Genomic DNA, 25597 nt, shown 5'->3' on the forward strand with positions numbered 1-25597 from the left:
GATTTTTCAAGCCAGCTGTGCGCCAGCACCTGATCCTGCGGAACGCCTTCGCCTGACGCATACGCGTTCGAGAGCAGGAACATCGCTTGCGCGTTGCCATGAGCGCTGGCTTGCTGCAACCACGAGACGGATTGCGCCAGATCCTTTGGCATGCCTTCACCGTACTTGGCCAAGCGCGACAGCATTAACTCTGCTCGTTCATCGTCCTGCGCCGCCGCTTTTTTGTACAATTGGACGGCAAGCACGGGATCCTTGTCCAGGCCCAGCTTACCGTTATAGTAGGCGCTGGCTAAAACATAAGCCGCTTCCTTGTCGCCGCCCTGCGTCGCTTTTGCGAACCAGAAAACCGCATCCTTTGCATGCGCCGCATTATCCACATAGGCCAGCGCCAATTCCCGCTGCGCCACCGCAGAGCCTTGTCTGGCCCAGGATTGGAGCTCTTCAAGCGCGTGCGCCTGCCGGCCTTGCCTGGCCAGCACACCGAGGCTTTCCAGTTGCGCGCTGTCCGGCACGGTTTGCTGCTGGCCACATGCGGCAAGCGACAAGGCGAAGGCCAGCGCTGCCGGCAATTTCAAGTAACTATGCATTTTTATCAAACAAGACAAGCCCCGCTGAAACGGGGGCTTGGAACATCGCTCACACTGACATTTAATATCTGGACACCGTTTTATTTGCTCAGGTCGATTGCATACTTGGAGAAGCCGCTGGCATCAAGCGCGCCTTCGGCTTTGACGCGAGCAAGACCTAGCGCCTGCGCCACTGCCAGCTTGCCGGGGGTGGCGCGCAAAATCACCGGACCGTTGGTGGCGACCTTGACGAAACTCCAGCTCTGGCCGTTGCCGTTATTGGCCTGCGTCACTTTGCCCAGTTTTTGCAGATAACTGCTGACCACGGCCTGGCTGGCGTCGGGTGACTTGATGATGGTTTTGCTGCCATCGATGCCCGGGAAATTACCGCCGCCGCCTGCGCGGTAGTCATTGGTGGCGACAATGAAATCGTCAGTGGCGGCCACCGGCTTGCCTTGGTAAGTCAGATTGACGATGCGGCTGCCAACCGGCTGGGTAACGTCGATCTGGTATTGCATGGCATTGCCTTCGGCGTAGAAGACGTCGTAGTTGTAGATCGTCGAATAGGACGGTACCAGGTCTTGTTCGGCAGTCGCAGCGGGATCGATTTTACCGAATTGCGAGGCGGAGGTTTCCAGCCAGTTTTTCAGGTCGGAACCTTTGATCTTCACTGCCTGCAGGTTGTTGTTACTGTACAGGTAGAGATCGCCCGGATTGCGCACCTGCAGCGCGAACGGGCTGGCCTTGGATGCGGTCGGCGCGACATCGGTAAAATCCGACGGACCGTTGCGGCCAGCCTTGAACGGCGCGCTGCAAGAGATCACCGGGATGTTCTTGTAACTGGCCAATGTAGCGTCGGTAGAGTTGGCGATGAAATTCTTGACGTAGTCGATCTGTGCCTGGTTGACGATCTGGATCGCGCCGACGTCGCCCGCCAGCGAGAAGTACGACGACATCTCGAAATCCGTGGTGGTGCCCAGCGGCTGCTGCGCGTAGGCAATCGTCGCCTTGTGTTCGCTATCCACCAGCGTCGCAATTGCAGTATCCGCCGCCACATTGGTGACGCCATCGGTATATTTGAAGCCACGCGCTTCGACCGTGGTTTGCGGTTTCTGGATCACCCATTTACCGCCGGTGTATTGCAAGGTCAGTTTGATGATGCCAAGGCGTCGGCCCCAGCTCTGCGCCATCACAGTCGGCACATTGTTGACGAAGCCGTTCTTGCTGTCGACGATATTAGCCGGCAACGCCGCCAGCGAAGCATCCAGCGCCGGCGCTTTGGCTTCCTTGGCTTGCGGGAAAATCAGATGCGAGTGGCCCACCAGCAGCGCGTCGATGCCGGTGGTGGACAGATACAAGCTGCCGTTTTCCATCTTCGGGCTGTATGGCGAGGCATCCAGGCCGCCATGCGACAAGGCGACGATGACGTCGGCGCCGGCGCTGCGCAATTGCGGCACGTACTTGTTGGCGCTTTCCTGCACGCCATTGACATACACTTTACCGGCCAGGTTTTTCTGATCCCAGTCCATGATTTGCGGCGGCACAAAGCCGAGGATGCCGACGTTGAGCTTGACATTGATGGTCTTGCCGTCCGGCGTGGTGGCGTTGAACTGCTTGGGAATCACCGCGTAGGGATTGAAAATCGGCTTCTGGCTGGCGACGCTGTTGACGTTGGAGAGCACCAGCGGGAACGTTGGTGCGCCGCAGGTGCCGGCCGGTTTGGCGATGCCGGTGACGCCGAAGTCGGCATTGGTGATCTGGCTCAAAAAACCCAGGCCGTAGTTGAATTCATGGTTGCCGATGCCACCGCCGTCGTATTTGAGGGCGTTCATCACCTTGTGCACCGCCAGTGTGCCGCTGCAGTTGACCGGCGTCGCTTGCGCCTGGTAATCGCCCAGCAAGGTGCCCTGGATGACGTCGCCGTCGTCGAACAGCACGTTGTTCGGATTTTCCGCACGCGCACCCTGGATCAGGGTCGAGGTACGGTCGAGGCCGAGACTGGTATCGGGCGTCAGCGCATAGTAGTTATAGCCCAGCACATTGGAATGGATATCGGTCGTCTCAAGAATCGCCATCTTGAGCACGCTGCCTTCCTGGATCTGCCCGGTCAGGGGTGTGGAACTGCTGCCGCAGGCGGCCAGGGCGATTGTGGCGGCGGCAGCCAGTACCGGCTTGCCAAATTTCTTATGCATCAAACGGTCTCCGGAAAATAAGAACGCGCCTTGAATGGCGCGTTCTTAATGATGGGGGGGGCTGTAAAACTGAGCGTATTCCTGATTATCTGTAACGATCAGATAACGCATTGTTGGGATTATGTATCCGTAATATGACCCCATCATGACCCCTCAAGCATCCGCAGACCGCCCGCGTCTTTTATCGATATCGGAAGCGGCGGCTGCCTTCATCCTCCTGTCATCCCTTGAGCCGATAACCAGTCTTGAAGATCCACCAGAGCACGCCCATGCAGAGCGCCAGGAATGCCAACGTCATGCCGGCGCTGATCAGGACGTTGACGTCGGCAACGTCATAGAAACTCCAGCGGAAACCGCTGATCAGGTAGACCACCGGATTGAACAAGGCGACCTTTTGCCAGAACGGCGGCAGCATGTTGATGGAATAAAAACTGCCGCCGAGGAACGACAGCGGCGTCACAATCATCAACGGGATCAGTTGCAGCTTCTCGAAACCGTCGGCCCAGACCCCGATAATGAAACCGAACAGGCTGAAGGTGACGGCAATCAGCACCAGGAAACCCAGCATCCAGAACGGATGGGCAATCTCGAACGGAATGAAGACCCGCGCCGTAGCCAGGATCAGCAACCCCAGGATCACCGATTTGGTGGCGGCGGCGCCGACGTAGCCGCCAACGATCTCGACGCTGGAAATCGGCGCCGACAGCACTTCATAGATGGTGCCGGAAAATTTCGGCATATAGATGCCAAACGAGGCATTGGCGGTGCTTTGCGTCATCAGCGACATGATGATCAGGCCGGGAATGATGAAGGCGCCATAGCTGACGCCGTTGATGCTGACCATGTGGGCGCCGATGGCGGCGCCGAACACCACGAAATACAGCGCGGTAGAGATCACCGGCGAAGCGATGCTTTGCATCAAAGTGCGCCCGGTGCGCGCCATCTCGAACATGTAGATCGCGCGGATAGAGTGAAGATTCATGATTGTTTATGCTTTCACCAGGTTGACGAAAATTTCTTCCAGCGAGCTCTGGCTTGACTGCAAATCCTTGAAGTCGATTCCATGTTCGCTGAGTTGCCGCAACAGGCCGGCGATCCCGGTTTGCTCGCTCTGGGCGTCAAAGGTGTAGACCAGCTCGTTGCCGTCGGCGGAAAGCTCCAGCTGGTTGCCGCCTAAACCGTCAGGAATGCTGGCCAGCGGCCGTTGCAAATGCAATGTCAGCTGCTTCTTGCCGAGTTTTGCCATCAGCACGGCCTTGTCTTCGACCAGGATGATCTCGCCCTTCCTGATGACGCCGATGCGGTCGGCCATCTCTTCGGCTTCCTCGATATAGTGGGTGGTGAGAATGATGGTGACGCCGTTCTCGCGCAAGCCGCGCACCATCTGCCACATGTCACGGCGCAACTCGACATCGACGCCGGCGGTCGGCTCGTCCAGGAACAGGATCTGCGGCTCGTGCGAGAGCGCCTTGGCGATCATGACGCGGCGTTTCATGCCGCCAGACAAAGTGCGGATTTTTGCATCCTTCTTGTCCCACAACGACAGATCGCGCAGGATTTTTTCCACCAGCGCGGGATTGGCCGCCTTGCCGAACAGGCCGCGGCTGAAACTCACCGTGGCCCACACGCTTTCGAAAGCGTCGGTGGAAAGCTCCTGCGGCACCAGGCCGATCCGCGAACGCGCCGCCCGGTAATCGCGCACCACATCGTGGCCGTCGGCCAGGACATGCCCCTGGCTGGGGTTGACGATACCGCAGATGATATTGATCAAAGTGGTCTTGCCGGCGCCGTTCGGTCCCAGTAGCGCAAAGATCTCGCCGCGCCGTATTTCCAGGTTGATGCCTTTCAACGCGCTGTGTCCGGTTGCATAGGTCTTGGTAAGGTTGTTGACTGAAATAATGGGTTGCACTCGGTTTCTTTCTAAAAATCCGGATAGTCATGCATTCTAAAGGGGCTTTGCATTTGCTGCTGGAGAGTGGCTGGTCGCTTGCCGGCGGAGCTGTTCAGGCAGCGGCGGCAATTGGCCGGCCCCAATCCAGGTTTGAAGTTAATTTTAATGCAAGCAGAATGCACCGATAATTATCAAATTTGCACCGCCGGCACAATGCTGCGCAAGATTATTTGGCGCATTCATGAAGACCGCCATTGCCCAGATCGGAAAAAATACTTACCCTCTCAGCCTGTATCCATTTTTACTTTGCCTTTAAGACAATATGAACGCTGCCATCCTGCTTACCGGCGCCACCGGCTATATCGGCTCTCATACCTGGGTTGAGCTGCTGGATGCCGGATATGAAGTGGTTGGCGTCGACAACCTGGTTAATAGCAGCCCGCTGGTGCTGGATCGCATCAAGAAAATTACCGGCAAGACCCCGGTCTTTGTCGAGGCCGACCTGTGCGACCGCGCCAGCACCGAACGCTTGTTCAGGGACCATCGGATCAGCGCGACGATTCATTTCGCAGCATTGAAATCGATCGGAGAATCTGTCGCCAAACCGCTCGAATACTATGCCAACAACCTGAGCAGCCTGTTGACGCTATGCACGGCGATGCGCGACGCCGGGGTGGCGAAAATGGTGTTCAGTTCATCGGCGTCGGTGTATGGCACTCCCGCCACGGTGCCGATCCTGGAGCACTTTCCCTTATCGGCCGCCAGCCCTTACGCCCAGACCAAGCTGATAGGAGAACAGATACTACGCGACCTGGAGCTGGCGGACAGTCGCTGGAAGATCGCCTACCTGCGTTATTTCAATCCGACGGGAGCCCACAAAAGTGGTTTGATCGGCGAAGACTCGCGCGGCAACCCCGATAACCTGATGCCCCATATCGCCCGGGTGGCCGCCAGGCGCAGCCCGACATTGCCGATATTCGGCGGCGACTATCCCACCGCCGACGGTACCGGCGTGCGCGACTATATCCATGTGGTGGATCTGGCGAAGGCGCACATTGCCGCGCTCAATTATCTGCAGGGGAAAGAGCGGAGTTTCACTGCAAATATCGGCAGCGGGCGCGGCCATAGCGTGCTGGAAGTCATCGCCGCCTACGAAAAAGCCAGCGGCCAGCCGGTTCCTTACGACATGGCGCCGCGCCGGCCGGACGATATTGCGTCATGCTACGCAGATCCGAGTCTTGCCGCCGAACTGCTCGGCTGGCGCGCAGAAGAAGACCTGGCGTCGATCTGTGCCGACTCCTGGCGCTGGCAGTTGCAGAACCCGGCAGGTTTCTCGGATTGACGCCTTTGCTTCAATTGCGGCCGCGGCTAGATTCAACCAGCGTCAATGCAGAATCGCGCCGTTCTTGCCGATCATGATCATTTCCACGAATTTCGAGCCATCATGATTGTTTGGCGTATATGACACCCTGACGCCGCCCAGGTCGTAATCGCGGATCGTCTCCATTGCCGCCATCAGTTTGGGCCGGGTCGGATTCGGCCCGGCCCGGCGCAATCCTTCGGTCAGCAATTTTGCCGCCACAAAACCCTCGAATGTCGAATAGGAGCTAGGCGGCGGTTTGGCCATTCCCTTCAGCACGCTCTGGAATTCCCGGGTGGCGGCCGCCGCAAAGTCTTTTGGATAAGGCATCACCTGCATGACGCTGACCCCGCGGCCATCGTCGCCCAGGGATGCGAAGAAGGTTTCAGAACTGACGTTGGAAAGCATCATGAACGATGGGTGTGCGCCCTTCTTGTGCATCTGCTTGACGAAGTCGGCGCAGGCCGACGGTGTGCAGGCCATCAGCACGGCCTGCGGATTGGCGGCGGCGATGGCGCTGACCGCCTTGTCTATCTTCAAATCCTTGCGGTCGTAGCTTGCCGTCACCACTGCCCCCAGCTTATGCGCGGCCAGATTGCGCTCGAATCCGGCCAGTCCGTCCTTGCCGAAGCTATCGTCCTGGTACAGGATCGCCACTTTCTTGATGCCCAGCGATCCGAACAACTCGATCATTTTCGCCGTTTCAGACTGATAGCTGGCGCGCAAATTGAACAGATAGGGATTGAATGGCTGATGCAAGCTCTGGCCACCCGAAAACGGTGCGATCATCGGTACCTTCTCCGCGATCAGCAAGGGCAGCACCGCCTCGACCGTCGGCGTGCTGCGGTAGCCGAACAACGCCAGCGCGTTGTCCTCCTTCAGCAGTTTCTCGGTATTGAGGCGGGTGGTTTCCGGCTTGCGTTTATCGTCGTAGGACTTGAGCTCGATCTTGCGCCCGAAGACGCCGCCCTGGGCGTTGACCCAGCCAAAGTAGGCCAGCGCGCCCTCCATGTTTTCTTTGCCGGTCGCTTCTCCGGACAATTCGACCGACTGGCCGATAACGATCTTGTCCTGCCCAGGTTTCTCCTCCGCCTGGGCGAATGCGAAAGCCGCACACAAAAGAACGCCGATAACAATTTTCATGCCTAGTCTCCCCTTCTTGTCATTATTTTTCCTGATTAGTTACCTATCTCAGATGCCATATTTTTAGCACAAAACTATCTTCCGAGTCATTCCCGCAAACGCGGGAATCCATGTTGAATCAAGTACTTAAGTTGGATCCCCGCGTTCGCGGGGATGACGCTTTATCAGCAAATGACCGCTTTTCACGGTCAATCTGAGATACGTAACTAATCAGGTTATTTTTTGCCGACAATACTCTTACAAAGCTTACAGACAGCTTTCATTTTTCTCTCTTTTTGATTATCTATTGCGAACTTGTCTCAGCATCAGGCAAGTTGCTGTTACAGCCCGGTGACGCCATCCATGACTTCCAGTATGCGTTCGCTGGTGGTGGCGACATTGGTGGCATATTGCTGGCGGCTTGTCATGTCTCCGCTCTGGCGCAGCGCGGTGTCGAAGAAAAACCATTGCTGCTGCGCCAAGGCGACAGCATTCTTTGCCGTCCCGATTTATTGATGGCGTCATTGATGTTGAGCACCTGCGCCGAGGTGTTGGAAAACAGACCCCAGCCGCCCGCCATCACGACCGATCTGCCGAGAAAACCTCTTCTATGCACCATGCTTTTCTCCGTTGCTGATATATCCAACAAAGACAAGCAAGCATCATACCCAATGGCAGTCGCCGAAATGGGGCGGCAAGCACCCTGGTCAGTGCTTTAGTTGCGCAATCTGATCCAGGCCTGCGGCACGTAGCCCATCGCTTGTTTTAGGAAAGAATTTTGTCCGGACCTGTTCGATCTGCGCTTGCTGGTCTTGCGGCGACAAGTCCTGCGCTTCGATCTGGCTGCGCTGGACGGCATATTGATCGTAGTTGGCTTGCCAGGCATGGTTTTGCTGTTCTTGCACCACGAAGCGGTCGGCGAAATCAGCGCCTTTGAGCTTGGCGATCTCGCTCCACATGGCCTCCGGCGGCAGATTTTGCTGCCGCATCTGGTCAACTGCGGCGAACCATTGCTCTTGCTGCTTCTGCTGCTGTTCTATCGCGTGTTCGCCCGGCGGCAGGTTCTGTTCGATTTCCTGAAGGCGGCGCTTGCGCTCGGCATCGCTCAAAGTTTTGTCTTGGGCGATGCGGGCGCGTGCGACAAACGCCAGCATGGCTTGGTCTTCTTCGCCGAAAAACGACCCGCTCCATTCGGCCAGGAAGCGTTGCCGCAGCGCGGCCCGCTGTTCGATGAACGATTGCAGTCTGACGGCGTTGGCGGCCGTCAGACTGTCGGTTGCGCCATCGGCGGCGATAGCGGACACGCCATTACCGGCAGTTCCGGCTAGCTGGGTCAAGGCTTGCAGATAGGCGCCATAGCTTTTCCACAATGCGGCCGCCTGGCTTTCAGCCGGTTTGCCATCCAGCTGCGCCTTGATTTGCTGCCCGACCAGTGCGTCCATCCGTGCTGGCGTAAGAACGCTTTGCGCAGTGAGAAAATAGTCGAAGAAATCGCGCACATCGCGTTTGTGTTCAAGCTGGCCTTGGGCGTCGACCGGCAAGCCCGGCGCCACCGTCCCTTGCAACATCGGCGGCCATGCCTGCGTCTGCAGAGAAGCGGCCGCGCTTGCCGGGCTGGCGACGACGGCTGCCGCCGTTGTCGTCGCTCCGGCGCGATCAGCTACAGCGCTGGCGACCGGTGCGCTGGACGGATTCAGCCAATAAATCATTGCAGCGCAAATCACCGCCGCAATGATGACCGCCGTCAAGAGCAGGATGCGTTGATTGCCGGCGCTGCCGGCCGGATCTGAGACAGGCATGTTTCGGCTCCGCCTTTACAGTTTGGCGTTTTTTAGACGCTCGACATGAGTCCGGATCACCGCCACCGGATCTTCCGCGTTACCGCCAAGTACCCCGGCAATCTGGTTGACTTCATCCAGATGGTTCCATTTGAAGCCGGTGCCGATCACCTGCCCGAACTTGCTGCGGCATACGGGCACCATGCCGTCGTTGTCGCCGAGACCGAAAGCGACCGTAGGCAGCCCGACCGTGGCCAGGCCCAAGGTGGTGCCGTCTAGCACGGTTGCCGTGTCGAGCGGTACGCCGAACACGGTATTGAGGCTGGCGTCATGTGGCAACGGACCGCGGAATGCGCTGCCGCTCCAGGAGTAAAGCTGCTGCACGTTACCGTCGATCGTCTGCGTGACTGCGCCGCTGGTGCAGCTTTTCGGATCGCCCAGACCGGCCGTTGAGTACTTCTGGTTAAACGCTGCCGCGCCGGCGCTGTCGAGCACGCCCAGCGCGCCAAACGCATCCTGGTTGGGATTGCCCTGGATGACCAGCCCGAGAACCGCCGCCAGCGGACCAACGGCGGCGCGCACTGCGGCGCCAAAGCCCAGATTATCGACCACGCCGATCGCGCCATTGATCACGTCCGCCAGCGGCGCCCCCCAATGCGGCGTACCGATGGTGGTGACCGAGGCCACCCGGTCCGGCGCGATCTGCGCCACATAGCGCACGGTGAAGCCGCCCTGGCTATGACCGATCAGGTTGACCTTCTGGCCGGGCGCAACTTTGTTGATGAAGTCCAGCAGATCTTGGCCGCGGGCGGCTTCGTCGTCGATGGTCCGGACCGAGGCGACATACACTTTGGCGCCATGCCGCCGCAGATCTTCGACGATGCCGTACCAATACGGGAAGCCCTGGAACAAGGGACCTTTCAGATAGTCGTCGCTGCCGAACAGGCCGTTGACCAAAATGACCGGATATTGGGTGGCGGCCGAGGTCGCAGGATCAATCGCTGTAGCCGCAGCTGCCGTATTCGCACTGGGGGTCGACGCCAGTACGCTGGCGACGCTGCCAAACGGGTTATCCAGCCAGCCCGCATTGGCGCTGCCGATACCATTCACAGCCAGTACCGACGCCAGTAAGCCATAACGCAACAATGTTTTTTTCATGACAGTCTCCAGGTTTTATTTTTTACATTTGTGAGGATTGCCGAGGTTTATTGCAAATCACTTGGCAAAAATACTTGCAATAAATATATTTCTTTCTCACATGAAAATCTTAAGCCACAAGCTCGCCGCGGCAATTGATCCAAACGGACAATGATTTCGCATTTCTGACACGGAACAGAAAATTGCCTGCAAGCTATGAATGTGCACTTGCCAGATCGTCTGGCTGGCTGCATGATCGTTTGGACGCTGCCTGTTTTGGCCGGTATGCAACATCGCACCTGAAAACGGGAACGGTATAGAATTTGACCATGGACGGTAACTATTTAACAATGTCTCGCATGCCAGAATCCAGACCAGCCATTCCCATCCGCGGCTTTGTATCCAGCGCCTATGTGCGCGTACTGTACGAGTATCTTGACATGCAGGGCCTGGATGCCGCCGCGCTGTTTGGCGAAGCGGCGCCCGAAATCGTCGACCGCGGCTTGCGGCGCTACTCGCGCGAACGCTGGCAAGCAATGCTGGAACTGGCCGCCCGCCGTCTCGACGATCCGCTGCTCGGCTTGCGCATGGGCCAGAGCATCACCACCGCCCATTTCGGCATGATGGGCTACGTCCTGGCGTGCTGTCCGCAGCTGGATGCGGCGATGGCGCGCATGATCGAGTACGGCCGCTTGCTGTATGAAACCAGCCCGATGCATATCAGCCGCCAGGGCGACGACCTGGTGTTCGAGTGGGGCCTCAGCCACGGCTGCCCGGGCCCGTTGGTGGACGAGTGCTGGATTGCATCGCTGTACGCCGTTATCCGTAACATCACCGCCCAACCGGTCAAGCTGGGCCAGGTCGGCTTCGTCAATCCGGCGCCGCAAAATCTCACGCCCTATACCGACTGGTTCGGCTGTCCGGTACTGTTCGGCCAGGCCACCACCACGGTGCGCTTTCCGGTAGCGTTGCTGGCTTTGCCGTTGCGGCAATCGGATGAAATGCTGGTGCGGGTACTGGAACTGCAGGCCGACGCGCTACTTGCCGAGCTGCCGCAAACCGACGATTTTGAACAGGCGGTACGGCGCTGCATCCTGCATCTGATCCGCGAAGGAGAACCGGAACTGGAACAAGTCGCCAAAGAGCTGAATGTCACCGAGCGCACGCTACGCCGCCGCCTGGACGAAAGCGGCACCAATTTCCGCGCCCTGCGTGAACATATCCGCCACCGCATGGCGGAAAAGTACCTGCTCGACCCGCGCCTGAAACTGAATGAAATCGCGCAATTGCTGGGCTATTCGGAACCCAGCACCTTCACCCGGGCATTCAAGCGCTGGACCGGACTCACGCCGCATAGCTACCAGCAGCAGATATTGAGATAAACCCTGCAATCAGGCTTGCGGCTATTTTTTTACCCGGGTAATCAGGCTGCTACTCGCATCTTCCGGATAGGCGTACTCCACCTGCCCTTTGTGGATTTCACCCATGACGATCATGTTCAGGCTGATGGCTTCATGGTCGGTCGGAGAGAATGGCCGTTGATAGCGCGAGACCACGGTCGACATGGTGGTCTGGTGCAGGTTCTCCAGCGCCTCGCGGATTTTGACCGGATCGTCCGACCTGGCCTGGTAGATCGCCAGGATAATCAGGCGCAAGGCATCGTAAGTCTGGGCGGCGGCGACCGCCGACGGGATCAGGCTGACTTTGTTGGTTTTCTTGTAGGCCAGGGTAAACTGGTTGCTGACCGTACTGACATTGTTTTCGACATAGGTGACCGCAGTGCGCACGCCTTCGCCGCTATCGCCGGATAAATCGATAAACGATTTTTGCGACAAGGTCCATGGTCCTACAATCGGCAATTTCAGTTTCATTCTTGCCGCGCTTTTCGCCACCATCGCACCCTCTGTCGCCAGGCAATACAGCACGACAGCCTGGGCGCCGGCTTCGCGCGCATGCGCCAGTTGCGTGCCCATGTCTTGTTCGCCGACCTTGAAACCTTCCACCGCAACCGGCGCCAGATGGCGGCGCGTCAACTCGTCGACAACGCTTTGCTTGCCCGACTGGCCGTAGGGCGTGTCATCATGCAGAATCGCAATCTTGCTGATCTTGCGGCGGTCGATGAGGTCGTTGAGGATCACGATCGGCTGCAAGGCGTCGCTGGCGGACGTGCGAAAGACGTAGCTGACCGGGTAAGCCGGCGGCATGAACTGTTTGGCGATGACGGCGCCGGTAGCGCCGGTGATGATCAAGGGGATTTTAGCGTCCTGGAAGATTCTCGCAGCGGGAAGCGCGACACCGGTATTGCCGAAACCTACTACGGCGACTATTTTTTCCTTTTCCACCAGTTCCCTGGCTATCTTGACGCCGATATCCGGCTTGGCCTCGTCGTCGCGCTCCACCAGCTCTACCCGGCGTCCCAGCACGCCGCCAAACTGATTGATATCGCTGAGAAAAACCCGGGCCCCGCCACGGATGCTTTCTCCCATGTCTTCGGATGACTTTCCGGTGGTGGGGCCGATCACAGCGATCCTGATAGGCGGTTCTTCAGCGAAAGCCGGCAGATTTGTACAAAGAATCAGGGCGAGCAACACCCTTTGGCAAGAAAGTTTTAGCAACATCGTCTCCGTTTTTGTAGTATTCAGGTTTTCCTGTATCGGATAAGCAGCGCGCAAGCGCGCCAATGCTGTTATACCCCACGCCATTATTTCCGTGAAGAAATTAATGTGCATGCCTGGTAGAAATGACGGGTACCCCACAGTGTGGCCGGATGCAAAAACGGCTCCGTATGGGAGCCGTGATTGATTCAAATATGGAGATTGTCGCCGCTACAACAATACATCAGGCTACGTCCTGTTGAAAAATGACTTTTTCCTTTTTACCGTGGTCTTTCCGGCGTACGACAACGGTACCGGCCATTTTATCGTGCCATCCCTGTTTTTTCTTGTCCCAGCCTACCCACGCGAAGCCTAGGCACAGCGCGAAGGTGGAGACGAAATAACCAACATAGCGGACCGCCAGCTGCGCCGGCTTTGGTTCTTGCCCGGACTTGGCATCGACGATTTTTGCGCCGATCGCCATTTTTCCAGGCGTGCCTTGTTTCAGCCACCAGAAACCGATGGTGGCTATGGCCGGCAACAGCCATTCAAACAACAGGCCGGCCGGTCCTTTGACAAGGCGGCTGTCTTCCCAGTAGGCGCTACCGAAGATCGCCAGCATTATCGGGGTAATCACCAGCAACAGCAGCACAGTGTCGATCAGGGATGCCAGCAGGCGTGCCCAGAATCCTACGTATTCGAGTTCTGGCTCAGTCGTAGATTCGGTGTTGAACTCGGCCTTTGGTTCGATTTCCTGTTGCGGCATATAAGCAGCTTTCTCTTGCGCTACATGGTTAGGGGACTACTTGATGCGTTGTTTTTCCAGCTTGCGCGCCAATGTGCGGCGGTGCATTCCCAGTCGGCGCGCGGTCTCGGAAATATTGAAACCGGTTTCCACCAGCACTTCGTGGATCCGCTCCCATTCCAGGGTCTTGATCGAGGTCGAACGGGTGCTCAGTTCAACCTCTGCACTGCCGGCAACGTGACCGAATGCCGCTTCGATATCGTCGGTGTTGGATGGCTTGGCCAGGTATTGGCAGGCGCCGAGCTTGATCGCTTCCACCGCCGTGGTGATGCTGGCGAAACCTGTCAGCACCACGATCAGCATCGCCGGATCATGTTTGTGCAGCATCTGCACGCAGGCAAGTCCGGAAGTATTATCGCTCAGCTTGAGATCGACCACGGCATAGCCTGGCGAATACTGTTGCAACAGCAGCGCCGCTTCATCCAGGTTGGCGGCCAGCAGCACTTTATAGTCGCGCCGTTCAAATGAACGGCCGAGCGTGCGCGCAAAGGTGGCGTCGTCTTCGATAATCAACAGCAGACGATCAGCCGGCATGTTCTGGTTCCTCCTCAAGGCTGATGGCCGCCAGTGGCAAGGTTAGTTGCACCAGCGCCCCGCCCTGCGGCCGGTTGCTGGCGGTGACGGCGCCGCCCAGTTTGCGGGCGACGTTGACCACAAAAAACAGTCCCAGGCCGCTGCCCGGCCGACCCTTGCTCGACTGGTACGGCTTGCCGATCTGCGCCAGCATGGACGGCACGAAACCGGGACCGGTATCGGTGACGATCAGGATCAGCGAATCGCCTTCGCACCGGGCTTCCAGGCAAACCCATTGCGGCGATGCTTCCAGGGCGTTGTCCAGCACATTGCAGATCATCTGCTTCAAGGCCGAGTCGAATACCACGGGAATATCCTGCTCGATGCAGTTTTCATAAGCGAACGAAACCACCGGCCGGGTCGCGCCCCACTCCTTCGCCAGGTCGTTCAAAAAAGTGTTGATTGTGGTCTTTACCGAGGACTCTCCGCGCGCTTCGCCGGCGGAGAGCAGGACGCCGCTGACGATGCTCTTGCAGCGTTGCAGCTGGGTTTGCATGTCGCCGATTTCTGCCAGCAGTTCAGGATTCTGGCTGAACTCCGGCATCCGCCGCCAGTCGCCCAGGATCACCGACAAGGTCGCCAGCGGCGTCCCCAGCTCGTGGGCGGCGCCGGAAGCCAGCAAGCCCATGCGGACGATGTGATCTTCTTCGGCCGCGCGCTGGCGCAATTGCGCCAGCTGGGCGTCGCCCGCGCGCAGGTTGCGGTTGATGCGGGTGACGAAAAACACCAGCAGCGCGGCGTTCATCACAAAGCACATCAGCAGGCCTTCGACATACAGGCTGGACAAGCCGTCGCCATGGTCGACCGGAAACGCCAGCGGCTCGGAAAACAGCGACAGGCCGGCCAGGCACAGGCTGGTGACGGCGACCATGGTCCAGGTCGACCAGGCTTCCAGCAACACCGCGCTGAGAATCACTTGCAACAGGAACAGGAAGGCAAAAGGATTGCTGGTGCCGCCGCTCAGATACAGCTGCGCAGTCAGGATGCCGACATCGACCAGCAGCGCCAGGAACAATTCGCCATTGGTGGCGACGCGCCGTTCGTGCCAGCGCAAATGGCTGGCGATATTGAACGCCACCAGGCAAGCCAGCACTTTCAGCATGTGCGGCAGTGGCAACTGGATGCCGAAACCGAGAATGACGACGGCGATCGTGGTGATCTGGCCAATCACCGCAATCCAGCGCAGCTGGATCAGCTGCAGCATGTTCTTGTGGCCGGCGCCGTTTTCCACACCCGCCGCCACCGTCCATCGTTGTTTCAACTGTTCTGTATTTGCAAGAATATCAATTTTGCTTGCCATCTTTGCTTTCACTGTCACTTTGGTCATTACCGGCGTCGCTGCGAGCTTGCACCGCGTTGCGTCGGGACCTTCGCTCCTCGCGTACGACCCAGTAGCAGCCCCCGATCACCATCAGAGCGAGAGCATACCAAGTAAGAGCATAAACCAAGTGGCTGTTGTGAAAGGCAATTACCGTCAAGCCGCCAACCGGACGTATCGATGAACCGTCGCCGGCATCGTCGTCGGCCGGCATTTTTGTTGCATCGGCGTCGACAAAATAAGGCGCAACCTGGGACAAACCATGGGCAGCTGCAATTGCCTGCACATCGCGTGAGAACCAACGGTTGCCGGCGGGATCGTTATGGCGCAGGAACCCGTCGCCGGGCTCGCTGATACGTAACAGGCCATTCACCACGACCGTACTGGAGACTTGGATGGCGCCAGGCGCCAGCTGCTCCGGCGTCGTACTCGGTACGAAGCCGCGATTGACCAGCACCACGCTGCCATCGGCGTTACGCAGCGGCGTCAACAGCCAGAAGCCTCTGCCGAGCTCGGTAACGGCCTGGACCCGGGTAGTCAACGCATAGAGATAGTGACCGCTTAAGCGCACATGCCGGTACTCATCGGACTCAGCGCTAATCCGCGGCCATTGCTCAGGGCCGGGGGCGGCCATGGCGGGCGCATGCACCCGTGCGTCAACCCGCTGAATCAGGTCAAGCTTCCATTGCAGGCGTTTTAGCTGCCAGCTGCCAAGCGCAAAGAAACCTGTAAACATCAGCACGGCGCACACCAGCAGCGCCAGCTTGGCCGCGCCGGAGCGAGAACGCGGCGCCGTTTCCGGCGCCGCGTTCTGGTTTGCTTCTGTCAGCGGGCCTGGTGGCGCAGCGTTCATGGCATGTCGTGGTTTTTCGGCATGGTGGACATGTCATGCATATCGTGTGCAGGCGGCATATCGGACATGGGAGACATGCCAGGCATGTTCTGCATCGACTCCGGCACAGTTTCGTGCATCGAGGAATCCGTCATCATGCCCGGCATCATGTTATGGTTCAGGTGATACATGACCCACAAGGAGCCGCTCAGCATGATGAACACCAGCATGATCGTGAAGATCAGCGCCAGCATCGACCAGCCGCCTTCGGACTTGGTGTTCATGTGCAGAAAATAGATCATGTGGACCACGATCTGCACGGCGGCGAAAGCCAGCAGCACCAGTCCGAGGGTGCTGGACTTGTCGATGACCTTGCCCATCACCAGCCAGAAAGGAATCGCTGTCAGGATGACTGCCAGGATGAAACCTGTGGTGTAGCTTTTCAGGCTGCCGTGGTCGGCATGCATGTGGCCGTGACCGTGGTCATCGTGACCATCTTGGCCATGGCCGACGGCGCGCGCCGGGTGTGTTTGATGTCCGCCGCTCATGGCAAAACTCCCATCAGATAGACAAAGGTGAAGACGCCGATCCAGACCACGTCCAGAAAGTGCCAGAACATCGACAGGCACATCAGGCGACGGCTGTTTTCAGGAGTAAGGCCGTGGCGCTTCACCTGGAACATCAATGTGATCAGCCAGATGATGCCGAAGCTGACGTGCAAGCCGTGGGTGCCCACCAGTGCGAAGAACGAGGTCAGGAAGCCACTGCGCTGCGGGCCCGCGCCATCGTGGATCAGGTGGACGAATTCATACAGCTCGAAGCCGATAAAGCAGGCGCCGAGGACGCCGGTAACGGCCAGCCAGATCAAGGTGCTGCGAATGCGCTTGCGCTGCATTTCCAGCATCGCGAAACCGTAGGTGATCGACGACAGCAGCAGCAGCGAGGTGTTGATCGCCACCAGCGGCAGGTCGAACAGTTCAGCACCGGTCGGACCGCCTGCATAGTTACGGCCCAATACGGCGTAGGTCGCAAACAGACAGGCGAAAATCAGGCAATCGCTCATCAGGTACAGCCAGAAACCCAGCAAAGTGCCGTTTTCGGGATGATGTTCGCGGACGTAGTAGCGCGCGCTCGGGTCGGCCGCGCTGTTAGTGTTCATAGTGATATCAGACATGGCTAGCCAGCAATCGTGTGCGTTCGCCTTCTGTGCGGACGACTTCGTCCTCAGAGATGTGGTAATCGCGGTTGTAGTTGAAGGTGTGGGTGATGATCGCGGCCAGCATTGCTACGAAGCCGAGCACGGCCACCAGCCACATGTGCCAGATCAGGGCAAAGCCGATCGCTGCGCTAAGCGCGGCGATGATGAAACCGGCTGCGGTGTTCTTCGGCATGTGGATCGCCACGAAGTCTTTCAGCGGACGGGTGTAGCCGTTGGCTTTCATGTCGGTCCAGGCATCATTGTCGTACACCACAGGCGTGAAGGCGAAGTTGTAGTCTGGCGGCGGCGACGACGTCGACCATTCCAGCGTACGCGCGCCCCAAGGGTCGCCGGTAGTATCGCGCAGTGATTCGCGGCGCAGGTAGCTGACCACCAGTTGCACGATGAACGAAGCGATACCGAGAGCGATCAAGACCGCACCGAAGGCCGCGATCTGGAACCAGACCTGCAGCGACGGATCTTCAAAGTGACCCATGCGGCGAGTCACGCCCATCAGACCCAGCACGTACAGCGGCATGAAGGCGACATAGAAACCGATGGTCCAGAACCAGAAGCAGCACTTGCCCCAGAAATCGTCGAGCTTGTAGCCGAACGCTTTCGGGAACCAGTAGTTGATGCCGGCGAACATGCCGAACAACACGCCACCTATAATCACGTTATGGAAGTGAGCGATCAGGAACAGGCTGTTATGCAACACGAAGTCGGCTGGCGGTACTGCCAGCAGCACGCCGGTCATGCCACCGATAACGAAGGTGATCATGAAACCCATGGTCCACAGCATTGGCAGCTCGAAACGGATGCGGCCGCGGTACATGGTGAACAGCCAGTTGAAAATCTTGGCGCCGGTCGGGATCGAGATGATCATCGTGGTGATCCCGAAGAACGAGTTGACGCTGGCCCCTGAGCCCATGGTGAAGAAGTGATGCAGCCATACCAGGTAAGACAGGATGGTGATCACCACGGTGGCGTAAACCATCGAGGTGTAACCGAACAGGCGCTTGCTGCTGAAGGTGGAAACCACTTCAGAGAAGATGCCGAATGCCGGCAGGATCAGGATGTAGACTTCAGGGTGGCCCCAGATCCAGATCAGGTTGACATACATCATGGCGTTGCCGCCCATGTCGTTGGTGAAGAAGTTGGTGCCGAACACGCGGTCCAGCGACAGCATGCCGAGCACGGCTGTCAACACAGGGAAAGCGGCGACGATCAGGACGTTGGTGCACAGCGCAGTCCAGGTGAACACCGGCATCTTCATCATGTTCATGCCTGGCGCGCGCATCTTGACGATAGTCGCGATCAGGTTGATCCCCGAGAGCAGCGTCCCTACCCCGGCAATCTGCAAGGCCCAGATATAGTAATCCACCCCCACATCCGGACTCGCCAATATGCCCGACAGCGGCGGATACGCCAGCCAGCCGGTACGCGCAAATTCGCCGACGAACAGCGACGCCATGACCAGCATGCCGCCGAAAGTAGTCATCCAGAAGCTGAAGTTGTTCAAGAACGGGAAAGCCACGTCGCGCGCACCGATCTGCAGCGGCACCACGTAGTTCATCAGGCCGGTCACCAGCGGCATCGCCACGAAGAAAATCATGATGACGCCGTGCGCCGTGAAGATCTGGTCGTAGTGATGGGCCGGCAGGAAGCCTTCCGAACCGCCAAAGGCAAAAGCCTGCTGGGCGCGCATCATCAAGGCGTCGGCAAAGCCGCGCAGCAGCATGACCAGGCCGAGGACAACGTACATGATACCGATTTTCTTATGGTCGATACTGGTAAACCAGTCGCGCCACAACGTACCCCAGACCTTGAAATAGGTCAGCGCGCCAAGCACCGCAATGCCGCCGAGGGCGACCATGATGAAGGTCGCAATAAGAATCGGTTCGTGATAGGGAATCGCTTCCCAGGTGAGACGGCCGAAGATCAGCTTCGTCAGATCGATATGGTCTAGCATCGTTACTTTCCGGTGAAAAAGGGAAACGTGGCGCATACCGCAGATATCACTGCGCCACTGCTTGCAGAGCGGAGCGCTGCTTGCGTTTGTTGCACACGTCGTAGGCTTTGGGAGCCTTTATTCATGCTTCTGTTCCATCTTGTGGCCGCTCATCATCTGGTCCATGCACATCTGGCCCGGTTCGATGCAGCGGTTGAGGATGGCGTGGTACAGGTCCTTGTCAACCGTGCCGTAGTAGCGCACCGGTTCTTTCTGGCTTGGCTTTTCCAGTTGCAGATAGTCAGGACGATCCAGATGGCCGCCGGCGGCTTTGCGCGCCTGCACCCATTGATCGAAATTTTCCTGGCTCAGGCCGTGGAACTTGAAGCGCATGTCGGAAAAACCGGCGCCGCTGTAGTTGGCCGAGAAACCTTCAAACTCGCCCGGTTTGTTGATGACCGCGTTGAGTGAAGTCTGCATGCCCGGCATGGCGTAGATCTGGCCGGCCAGCGCAGGGATGAAGAAGGAATTCATGATTGCCGATGAGGTGATCTTGAAATGGATCGGGACGTCGACCGGCGCCGCCAGCTCATTCACGGTAGCGATGCCTTGTTCCGGATAGATGAACAGCCATTTCCAGTCCAGCGCCACCACTTCGACCGTCAGGGTCTTGGTCTCCGCCGGAATCGGACGGCCTTCATCCAGGCGCGACAGCGGCCGGTAAGGATCCAGGGTATGAGTGCTGATCCAGGTCAGCAGGCCGAGGGCGATGATGATCAGCAGCGGCGCGCCCCAGATCACCAGTTCGAGTTGTGTGGAATGGTCCCAGTCCGGCTCGTAGCGCGCGGCGGTATTGTTTTTGCGGTAGCGCCAGGCAAACCAGAAGGTCAATGCGATCACCGGAACGATGATCAATAGCATCAATAAGGTAGAGACGACAATAAGGCGTCCCTGCTGAGAGGCGATATCGCCAGACGGATTCATGACTACCGTATTACAGCCGGCCAGTAAAAAGACGGGCAGCAGAAGCAATCCGCGACGAGAAATTAGGGAAACCATGGAGTAAAAGTCCAGTCGAAGCTATCAGATCGTGCTAATGTAGCACTGACTGGTATGCGTTGGCGATTGGACGTTTTGTCCTACCCCTGCCTAAGCAACGTCGGGAAGGGTTCGTCATGCCAGCAAGGCAAGGCCATATTTAATAGAGGCCTGAAACCTACTAGAGACAAAAACCAGAGACAAAATTATGATGACCAGCACCCATAGCCATAATGGCGATCTTTCCGCCAATCTCTCGTCGACTACGTCTGCCAATGACGTTCGCAGCGCCAAATCCGAGCATCCTGAAGTCGCCCCGGGCGAAATAGCCATCGGCGTGGTGATCGGTCGCGCCTCGGAATATTTCGACTTCTTCGTGTATGCGATGGCCTCGGTACTGGTGTTTCCGGCGGTTTTCTTTCCGTTTGAGCAACAATTGGAAGGCACATTGTATGCCTTCGTGATTTTTTCCTTCGCCTTCCTGGCCCGGCCGTTCGGCACTGTCATCTTCATGGCCATCCAGCGCCGCTTCGGCCGCGAGGTGAAGCTGACCGCCGCCCTCTTCATATTAGGCATCTCCACCGCCGGCATGGCCTTCCTGCCGACCTTTGAGCATCTTGGCTTTTACTCGATCGTCTTGTTGTCGCTGCTGCGCATCGGCCAGGGTATCGCCTTGGGCGGCTCCTGGGATGGCTTGCCGTCGTTGCTGGCGCTCAATGCGCCGCAAAACAAGCGCGGCTGGTACGCCATGCTGGGCCAGCTCGGCGCGCCGATGGGCTTCATGATCGCCGGCGCCCTGTTCGCCTACCTGCTCTCCAACCTGACCACGGAAGACTTCCTGGATTGGGGCTGGCGCTATCCGTTCTACGTAGCATTCGCCATCAACGTCGTGGCGCTGTTTGCCCGCTTGCGCCTGGTCTCGACCCCGGAATACGCTCGCCTGCTGGATGAACGCGAACTGGAGCCGACCAAGGTCATCGAAATGACCCGTTCGCAAGGCCGCAACCTGCTGATCGGCGCCCTGGCAGCCTTGGCCAGTTATGCGCTGTTCCACCTGGTGACGGTATTCCCGCTGTCATGGATCAGCCTGTATTCGATGCGCTCGGTCAGCGACTTCCTGATCATCCAGGTCATCGGCGCCGCTTTGATGGCGGTTGGTGTGGTCGCCTCGGGCCTGATTGCCGATAAACTCGGCCGTCGCACGACGCTTGGCAGCTGCGCGATATTGATTGCGATACTCAGCGCGTTCGTGCCGACGTTGATGAACGGCGGCGAAATCGGCCAGAACATCTTCATCCTGCTGGGCTTCAGCTTGCTGGGCTTGTCGTATGGCCAGGCAGCTGGCGCGGTGACCGCCAACTTCCCTGCCAAATATCGCTATACCGGCGCAGCCCTGACTTCCGATCTGTCGTGGCTGGTCGGCGCCGGCTTCGCACCGTTGGTGGCGCTTGGCCTGTCCGCGCATTTTGGCCTGGCTTATGTCAGCTTCTATTTGCTGTCGGGTGCAGCCTGTTCGCTGGCGGCACTCAGCTTGAATCGCGCGCTTGAAATACGCGACGAATAAGCTGCCTTGCCAGACATCGCTGATTGCTTGAACGGTTTCGATTGATCGCTCAAGCAATCAGCGTTAATACCCCTGCCGCCAGTTTGCAACCCCTTGCAATCCACCCCCTCACCGTAACATCCCCTGCTCGAGCCGAAGTGACGCACGATTTGCAGGCAGGTCCGTAAATCAGAAAAAAACGAAGTCTTCATTGCAATCAGGGACTGACTTCATCAATTGCGCCATGTAAGCACAGAAGATTAGCGCGCCGGCTACGACGCCGACCATCAGAGAAATTATCATCGTCATTCCTTTTTTCGCACGATAGTGCGAATTAAATTCAAAAAAACGCTTCTGCGACCGAGCCTATGCACCCTGGTAATTAAAGCTCCGATAAGTCGAAATCAGGCGGTTATAAGCACTTTGCAGGCGCTGGACGGCGCCGTCATCGCGCATGAAGCGAATTTCATGGGTGAGACCGACGATGAGGCTGTATATCTCGAAAATCAATTGCTCCGGATCGGTGTCCGGCCGCAGGTGCCCCACCTCTACGGCCTGGATGATTGTGCGCCGCATGGTTGCGCGCCAACGCACCACGCCACGCTGGATACGGTCGCGCACAGGACTTTCTATATCGTCATATTCAAAGGCGCCAGCAATATACAGGCAGCCTGCCAGTTCTCGCGGATCGCTGGCGCGCTCCATCCAGGCCTTGACTTGCGCATTCAGCCTGGGCAACCCTTGCGGCATGGCCATGGAAGGCATGAACACTTCCTCGCTGAAACGCCGGTCAAATTCCTCAAGCACGGCTTCCTGCAGCGCATCCAATGAACCGACTCGCGAAAACACCCCGCTTTTGCTGATACCCAACTGCTTAGCGACTTCCCCCAGGGACAGCTTGCCTATGCCTTCCGCCGCGGCTATCAGCAGCGCCGCATTGACTATCGCGGCATAGGTGAGCTCGCTTTTACTGGTTTGTATCGTCATGCCTGCATATTAGCACATGCATGCGAAAATGAAATACTTTCCTGAAAAACCAACGTAGTCGCCTGCCATCAGCACGGCTCTCCGACAAAAAGAACGCATTGCCCGGCAAAAATTGTGCTGCGAACCGTCAGCCGCGCCGCGTCATCAAGCCTTGATTTTTCCGGCCACAAGAACGGTACGCCGCCGATGCCGACATGACAAACTTGTCATGCCCGTGTCATCTGATCGTTTGCGATGAAAGCCTAGACTGTTTCTCAGCGATGGCAGATATCTGTTCCACAACGACGCAACCTGCAAGCCCTGCGAAACAGAAAACGCTGTCGTTATCCTTCAACTTTCCAGGAAACCATCATGCGTACCGTAAAAACGATTTTCACACTCTTGGCCTTCAGCGCCGCCGCCTCGGCATTCGCGGAAGCGCCCTATCCAACTGAACCAGCATTCGTGTCGAGCCTGACCAGAGCGCAAGTCGAGCAAGAAGTCGCCAAGGCCCAGGCCGAGGGAACGCTGGTGCAAAGTGATGCCAGCTATCCGGCGATCGCTACGCCTGTCACATCAGCTCAAAAACCGATGATGGCGCAAGCCCATGACGCTGCAAAGACCGAGATCGGCGCCTCGATTTATGCAGGTGCATGACACTGATGGCGTTATCGCCAGCACGTGACGCCGGCGCGAGATACTCAGCGCTCAGCGCTCAGCGTTTACGCGCCAGCGTCAAGCCGTCGCCGACCGGCAGCATCGACAGATCGATGCGCTCATCGTTGTGCAATTTCAGGTTGAGTTGCTGCAGCGCCGCGGTATCGGCATCTTCCGCGGGGGCGGCCACGCTGCCACCCCATAAGACATTATCTATCGCGATCAGGCCGCCGCGGCGCACCAGTTGCAGACAGCGCTCATAGTAGCCGTCATAAGCGCTCTTGTCGGCATCGATAAAGGCAAAATCGTATTGTCCCGCTGCGCCGGCGGCCAGCCTGGCGTCGAGCGTCGCCAGCGCCGGCGCCAGTTGCAGGTCGATCTTGTGCGCCACATGGGCCTGCTCCCAGTATGGGCGCGCGATGCGGGTGTATTCGTCGCTGATGTCGCAAGCCAGGATATGGCCGTCGTCCGGCAAGGCCAGCGCCACCGACAGCGCGCTATAGCCGGTAAACACCCCGACTTCTATGGTCTGGCGCGCGCCTATCAGCTTCACCAGCAACGCCATGAACTGGCCCTGCTCGGGGGAAATCTGCATGCCACCACGCGCATGGCTGCCGGTTGCCGCGCGCAATGCGGTTTGCGCCGGATGCTCGCGCAGCGAATGGCTTAGCAGATAGTCGTAGAGCGTATCGTCAAGATTGAGCGTGCGATTGGACATGGTTTGCATTCCTCAGGAGTAGAGGAATAATCTACCATGCCCGCCATCGCCCTCATAGTGCCGTCATCGCCATCGACACGCTGCTTTATACCAAAACCAATTTAGCATGGCCGAAATCCTTCGTTCTCCATCGTTGCAGGATTGATTAGAATACAAAGTTACGCAGCCCAGGCAGGCGTCAGACTAATCAACCGGGAAAACACAAGCGATGACGACAATATCGGATAAGAGGCGGCTGCTGTTACAGGGCCTGGGCGCAAGCGCCGTGGTGGCAAGCTTGCCGGCTTTCGCGGCCGCAGAGCGCACCTTGCGCATCGGCTACCAGAAATTCAATACGCTGAACATCCTGAAAGGCAGCGGCAATCTGGAAAAAGCCTTGCAAGCGCTGGACTGGAAAGTGAAATGGTTTGAATTTGCCGCCGGCCCGCAACTGACTGAAGCGTTAAACGGCGACGCCATCGATTTCGGCCATGCCGCCGACACCCCGGCCGTGTTCGCCAACGCCGCAGGCGTCAATGCGGTGTACCTGGCGGCCGAACAGCCGTATCCGCAAGGGATAGGGATTTTCGTCGCGCAAGAATCCGCCATCCGCACCGTCAAAGAATTGAAAGGCAAAAAAATTGCGCTGGGCCGTGGCTGGAACGTGCAGTACCTGCTGGTGCGCGCACTGGAAGAAGCCGGCCTGACTTACAACGACATCATTCCGGTGTATGTCACCAATGCCGCCGACGTCCGCGCCACTTTCCAGTCCGGCAATGTCGATGCGGCGACGCTCTGGGATCCTTATCTGGCGGGCCAGCAGATCTCCAGCAACCCGCGCATCCTGCGCGACGGTACCGGGCTCTCCAATAACCGTACCTTCCACCTGGCCAATCCTGCATTTGTCGACCGCAACCAGAACGTCATCCGTATCCTGTTCGCCGAGCTCAAGAAAACCAATGCCTGGGCCCAGTCCCATCCACAGGAAACCGCCGAACTGCTGGCGCCGCAACTGGGCGTCGATCCCAAGGTATTACGGCTGGCCACCGAACGCCGCAACTACACCACGATAGCGGTCGATGCCACCATCGTCGCCGAGCAGCAGCAGATCCTCGAAGCGTTCTATAAGCTGAACCTGATCAAGACCCGGGTACAAGTCCAGGACAAGGTCTACCGTGAAATCCTGCTGTAGGTTGGAGAAGAAACATGATGCATCTTGCAGCCTTCCTGATCGCCGGCAATGCCGCCCACAGCCAGGTGTTATGGCGCCATCCGGATAGCAGCCCGGGCGGCTTCCTCAAACCGGACTACTACGCGCGCATTGCGCAGACGCTCGAGCGCGGCAAATTCGACTTGCTGTTCTTCGCTGACCGCCTCGC

The 25597-nt window shown here is 58.1% G+C and carries 24 protein-coding genes and 1 pseudogene; 6 read left to right on the forward strand and 19 right to left on the reverse strand.

Annotated features, from left to right (window positions below):
- The 4 genes from ABI171_RS04915 to ABI171_RS04930 form a co-directional block, all read right to left on the reverse strand.
- Positions 1-587: tetratricopeptide repeat protein (locus ABI171_RS04915; protein ID WP_348091494.1), on the reverse strand; the 587-nt coding region annotated here is incomplete at its 3' end.
- 80 nt (positions 588-667) lie between these two features.
- Positions 668-2758 (reverse strand): bifunctional 2',3'-cyclic-nucleotide 2'-phosphodiesterase/3'-nucleotidase, encoded by a 2091-nt coding sequence (locus ABI171_RS04920; RefSeq protein WP_348091495.1) that lies wholly within the window; start codon positions 2756-2758, stop codon positions 668-670.
- Between the two features lie 220 nt (positions 2759-2978).
- Positions 2979-3740, reverse strand: coding sequence for an ABC transporter permease (locus ABI171_RS04925; RefSeq protein WP_348091496.1), 762 nt, complete (start codon positions 3738-3740; stop codon positions 2979-2981).
- 6 nt (positions 3741-3746) lie between these two features.
- Positions 3747-4667: an ABC transporter ATP-binding protein gene (locus ABI171_RS04930; RefSeq protein WP_348091497.1), complete on the reverse strand. Its 921-nt coding sequence runs from the start codon at positions 4665-4667 to the stop codon at positions 3747-3749.
- A 304-nt stretch (positions 4668-4971) separates the two neighbouring features.
- Here ABI171_RS04930 and galE point away from each other — a divergent pair, with 304 nt between their 5' ends.
- A complete protein-coding gene (galE, locus tag ABI171_RS04935; RefSeq protein WP_348091498.1) occupies positions 4972-5991 on the forward strand; it encodes a UDP-glucose 4-epimerase GalE in 1020 nt (339 codons plus the stop codon).
- A 42-nt stretch (positions 5992-6033) separates the two neighbouring features.
- On the opposite strand, the gene ABI171_RS04940 is transcribed toward galE, so the two are convergent.
- The 4 genes from ABI171_RS04940 to ABI171_RS04955 all read right to left on the reverse strand — a co-directional run bounded on the left by ABI171_RS04940 (position 6034) and on the right by ABI171_RS04955 (position 10067).
- Positions 6034-7152 (reverse strand): ABC transporter substrate-binding protein, encoded by a 1119-nt coding sequence (locus ABI171_RS04940; RefSeq protein ID WP_348091499.1) that lies wholly within the window; start codon positions 7150-7152, stop codon positions 6034-6036.
- A gap of 320 nt (positions 7153-7472) precedes the next feature.
- Positions 7473-7613: a hypothetical protein gene (locus tag ABI171_RS04945; protein ID WP_348091500.1), complete on the reverse strand. Its 141-nt coding sequence runs from the start codon at positions 7611-7613 to the stop codon at positions 7473-7475.
- Between the two features lie 225 nt (positions 7614-7838).
- A complete protein-coding gene (locus ABI171_RS04950; RefSeq protein WP_348091501.1) occupies positions 7839-8930 on the reverse strand; it encodes a lipase secretion chaperone in 1092 nt (363 codons plus the stop codon).
- Between the two features lie 15 nt (positions 8931-8945).
- Positions 8946-10067 carry a triacylglycerol lipase gene (locus ABI171_RS04955; RefSeq protein ID WP_348091502.1) on the reverse strand — a complete coding sequence of 374 codons (1122 nt, stop codon included), beginning with the start codon at positions 10065-10067 and terminating at the stop codon, positions 8946-8948.
- Between the two features lie 338 nt (positions 10068-10405).
- Here ABI171_RS04955 and ABI171_RS04960 point away from each other — a divergent pair, with 338 nt between their 5' ends.
- Positions 10406-11428, forward strand: a complete 1023-nt coding sequence (locus ABI171_RS04960) for an AraC family transcriptional regulator (RefSeq protein ID WP_348091503.1) — start codon at positions 10406-10408, stop codon at positions 11426-11428.
- A 21-nt stretch (positions 11429-11449) separates the two neighbouring features.
- Here ABI171_RS04960 and ABI171_RS04965 read toward each other — a convergent pair whose 3' ends face one another.
- The 9 genes from ABI171_RS04965 to cyoA all read right to left on the reverse strand — a co-directional run bounded on the left by ABI171_RS04965 (position 11450) and on the right by cyoA (position 20376).
- Positions 11450-12664, reverse strand: coding sequence for an ABC transporter substrate-binding protein (locus ABI171_RS04965; RefSeq protein WP_348091504.1), 1215 nt, complete (start codon positions 12662-12664; stop codon positions 11450-11452).
- Between the two features lie 220 nt (positions 12665-12884).
- Positions 12885-13406 (reverse strand): RDD family protein, encoded by a 522-nt coding sequence (locus ABI171_RS04970; RefSeq protein WP_348091505.1) that lies wholly within the window; start codon positions 13404-13406, stop codon positions 12885-12887.
- Between the two features lie 36 nt (positions 13407-13442).
- Positions 13443-13979, reverse strand: coding sequence for a response regulator transcription factor (locus ABI171_RS04975; RefSeq protein ID WP_348091506.1), 537 nt, complete (start codon positions 13977-13979; stop codon positions 13443-13445).
- Entirely contained in the window at positions 13969-15318 is a 1350-nt protein-coding gene (locus ABI171_RS04980) for an ATP-binding protein (protein WP_348091507.1), read from the reverse strand. Before ABI171_RS04980 ends, ABI171_RS04975 begins: the two co-directional genes overlap by 11 nt.
- Positions 15302-16189, reverse strand: coding sequence for an SURF1 family protein (locus ABI171_RS04985; protein WP_348091508.1), 888 nt, complete (start codon positions 16187-16189; stop codon positions 15302-15304). The genes ABI171_RS04980 and ABI171_RS04985 overlap by 17 nt, the downstream gene beginning before the upstream one ends.
- Positions 16186-16716 (reverse strand): cytochrome o ubiquinol oxidase subunit IV, encoded by a 531-nt coding sequence (gene cyoD / locus ABI171_RS04990; RefSeq protein ID WP_348091509.1) that lies wholly within the window; start codon positions 16714-16716, stop codon positions 16186-16188. Before cyoD ends, ABI171_RS04985 begins: the two co-directional genes overlap by 4 nt.
- Entirely contained in the window at positions 16713-17342 is a 630-nt protein-coding gene (gene cyoC / locus ABI171_RS04995) for a cytochrome o ubiquinol oxidase subunit III (RefSeq protein WP_348091510.1), read from the reverse strand. Before cyoC ends, cyoD begins: the two co-directional genes overlap by 4 nt.
- Positions 17335-19338 carry a cytochrome o ubiquinol oxidase subunit I gene (gene cyoB / locus ABI171_RS05000; RefSeq protein ID WP_348091511.1) on the reverse strand — a complete coding sequence of 668 codons (2004 nt, stop codon included), beginning with the start codon at positions 19336-19338 and terminating at the stop codon, positions 17335-17337. The genes cyoC and cyoB overlap by 8 nt, the downstream gene beginning before the upstream one ends.
- Before the next feature lie 117 nt (positions 19339-19455).
- The gene (gene cyoA / locus ABI171_RS05005) at positions 19456-20376 is read right to left on the reverse strand and encodes a ubiquinol oxidase subunit II (protein WP_348091512.1); all 921 of its coding nucleotides are present in this window, start codon (positions 20374-20376) and stop codon (positions 19456-19458) included.
- A gap of 190 nt (positions 20377-20566) precedes the next feature.
- Between cyoA and ABI171_RS05010 the strand changes: the two genes are divergently transcribed.
- Positions 20567-21919, forward strand: a complete 1353-nt coding sequence (locus ABI171_RS05010) for an MFS transporter (protein ID WP_348091517.1) — start codon at positions 20567-20569, stop codon at positions 21917-21919.
- A 345-nt stretch (positions 21920-22264) separates the two neighbouring features.
- Here the strand turns inward: ABI171_RS05010 and ABI171_RS05015 are convergent, their stop codons facing one another.
- Positions 22265-22885 (reverse strand): TetR/AcrR family transcriptional regulator, encoded by a 621-nt coding sequence (locus ABI171_RS05015; RefSeq protein ID WP_348091513.1) that lies wholly within the window; start codon positions 22883-22885, stop codon positions 22265-22267.
- A gap of 351 nt (positions 22886-23236) precedes the next feature.
- Between ABI171_RS05015 and ABI171_RS05020 the strand changes: the two genes are divergently transcribed.
- Positions 23237-23521: a DUF4148 domain-containing protein gene (locus tag ABI171_RS05020; RefSeq protein ID WP_348091514.1), complete on the forward strand. Its 285-nt coding sequence runs from the start codon at positions 23237-23239 to the stop codon at positions 23519-23521.
- Positions 23522-23579: 58 nt separating this feature from the next.
- On the opposite strand, the gene ABI171_RS05025 is transcribed toward ABI171_RS05020, so the two are convergent.
- A complete protein-coding gene (locus ABI171_RS05025) occupies positions 23580-24239 on the reverse strand; it encodes a class I SAM-dependent methyltransferase (RefSeq protein WP_348091515.1) in 660 nt (219 codons plus the stop codon).
- 208 nt (positions 24240-24447) lie between these two features.
- Between ABI171_RS05025 and ABI171_RS05030 the strand changes: the two genes are divergently transcribed.
- A complete protein-coding gene (locus tag ABI171_RS05030; protein WP_348091516.1) occupies positions 24448-25410 on the forward strand; it encodes an aliphatic sulfonate ABC transporter substrate-binding protein in 963 nt (320 codons plus the stop codon).
- 17 nt (positions 25411-25427) lie between these two features.
- Positions 25428-25597, forward strand: a pseudogene (locus ABI171_RS05035) (LLM class flavin-dependent oxidoreductase); the annotation flags it as partial.

Origin of the sequence: Collimonas sp. (assembly GCF_039923675.1) — a bacterium.
Classification (GTDB): Bacteria; Pseudomonadota; Gammaproteobacteria; order Burkholderiales; family Burkholderiaceae_D; genus Collimonas.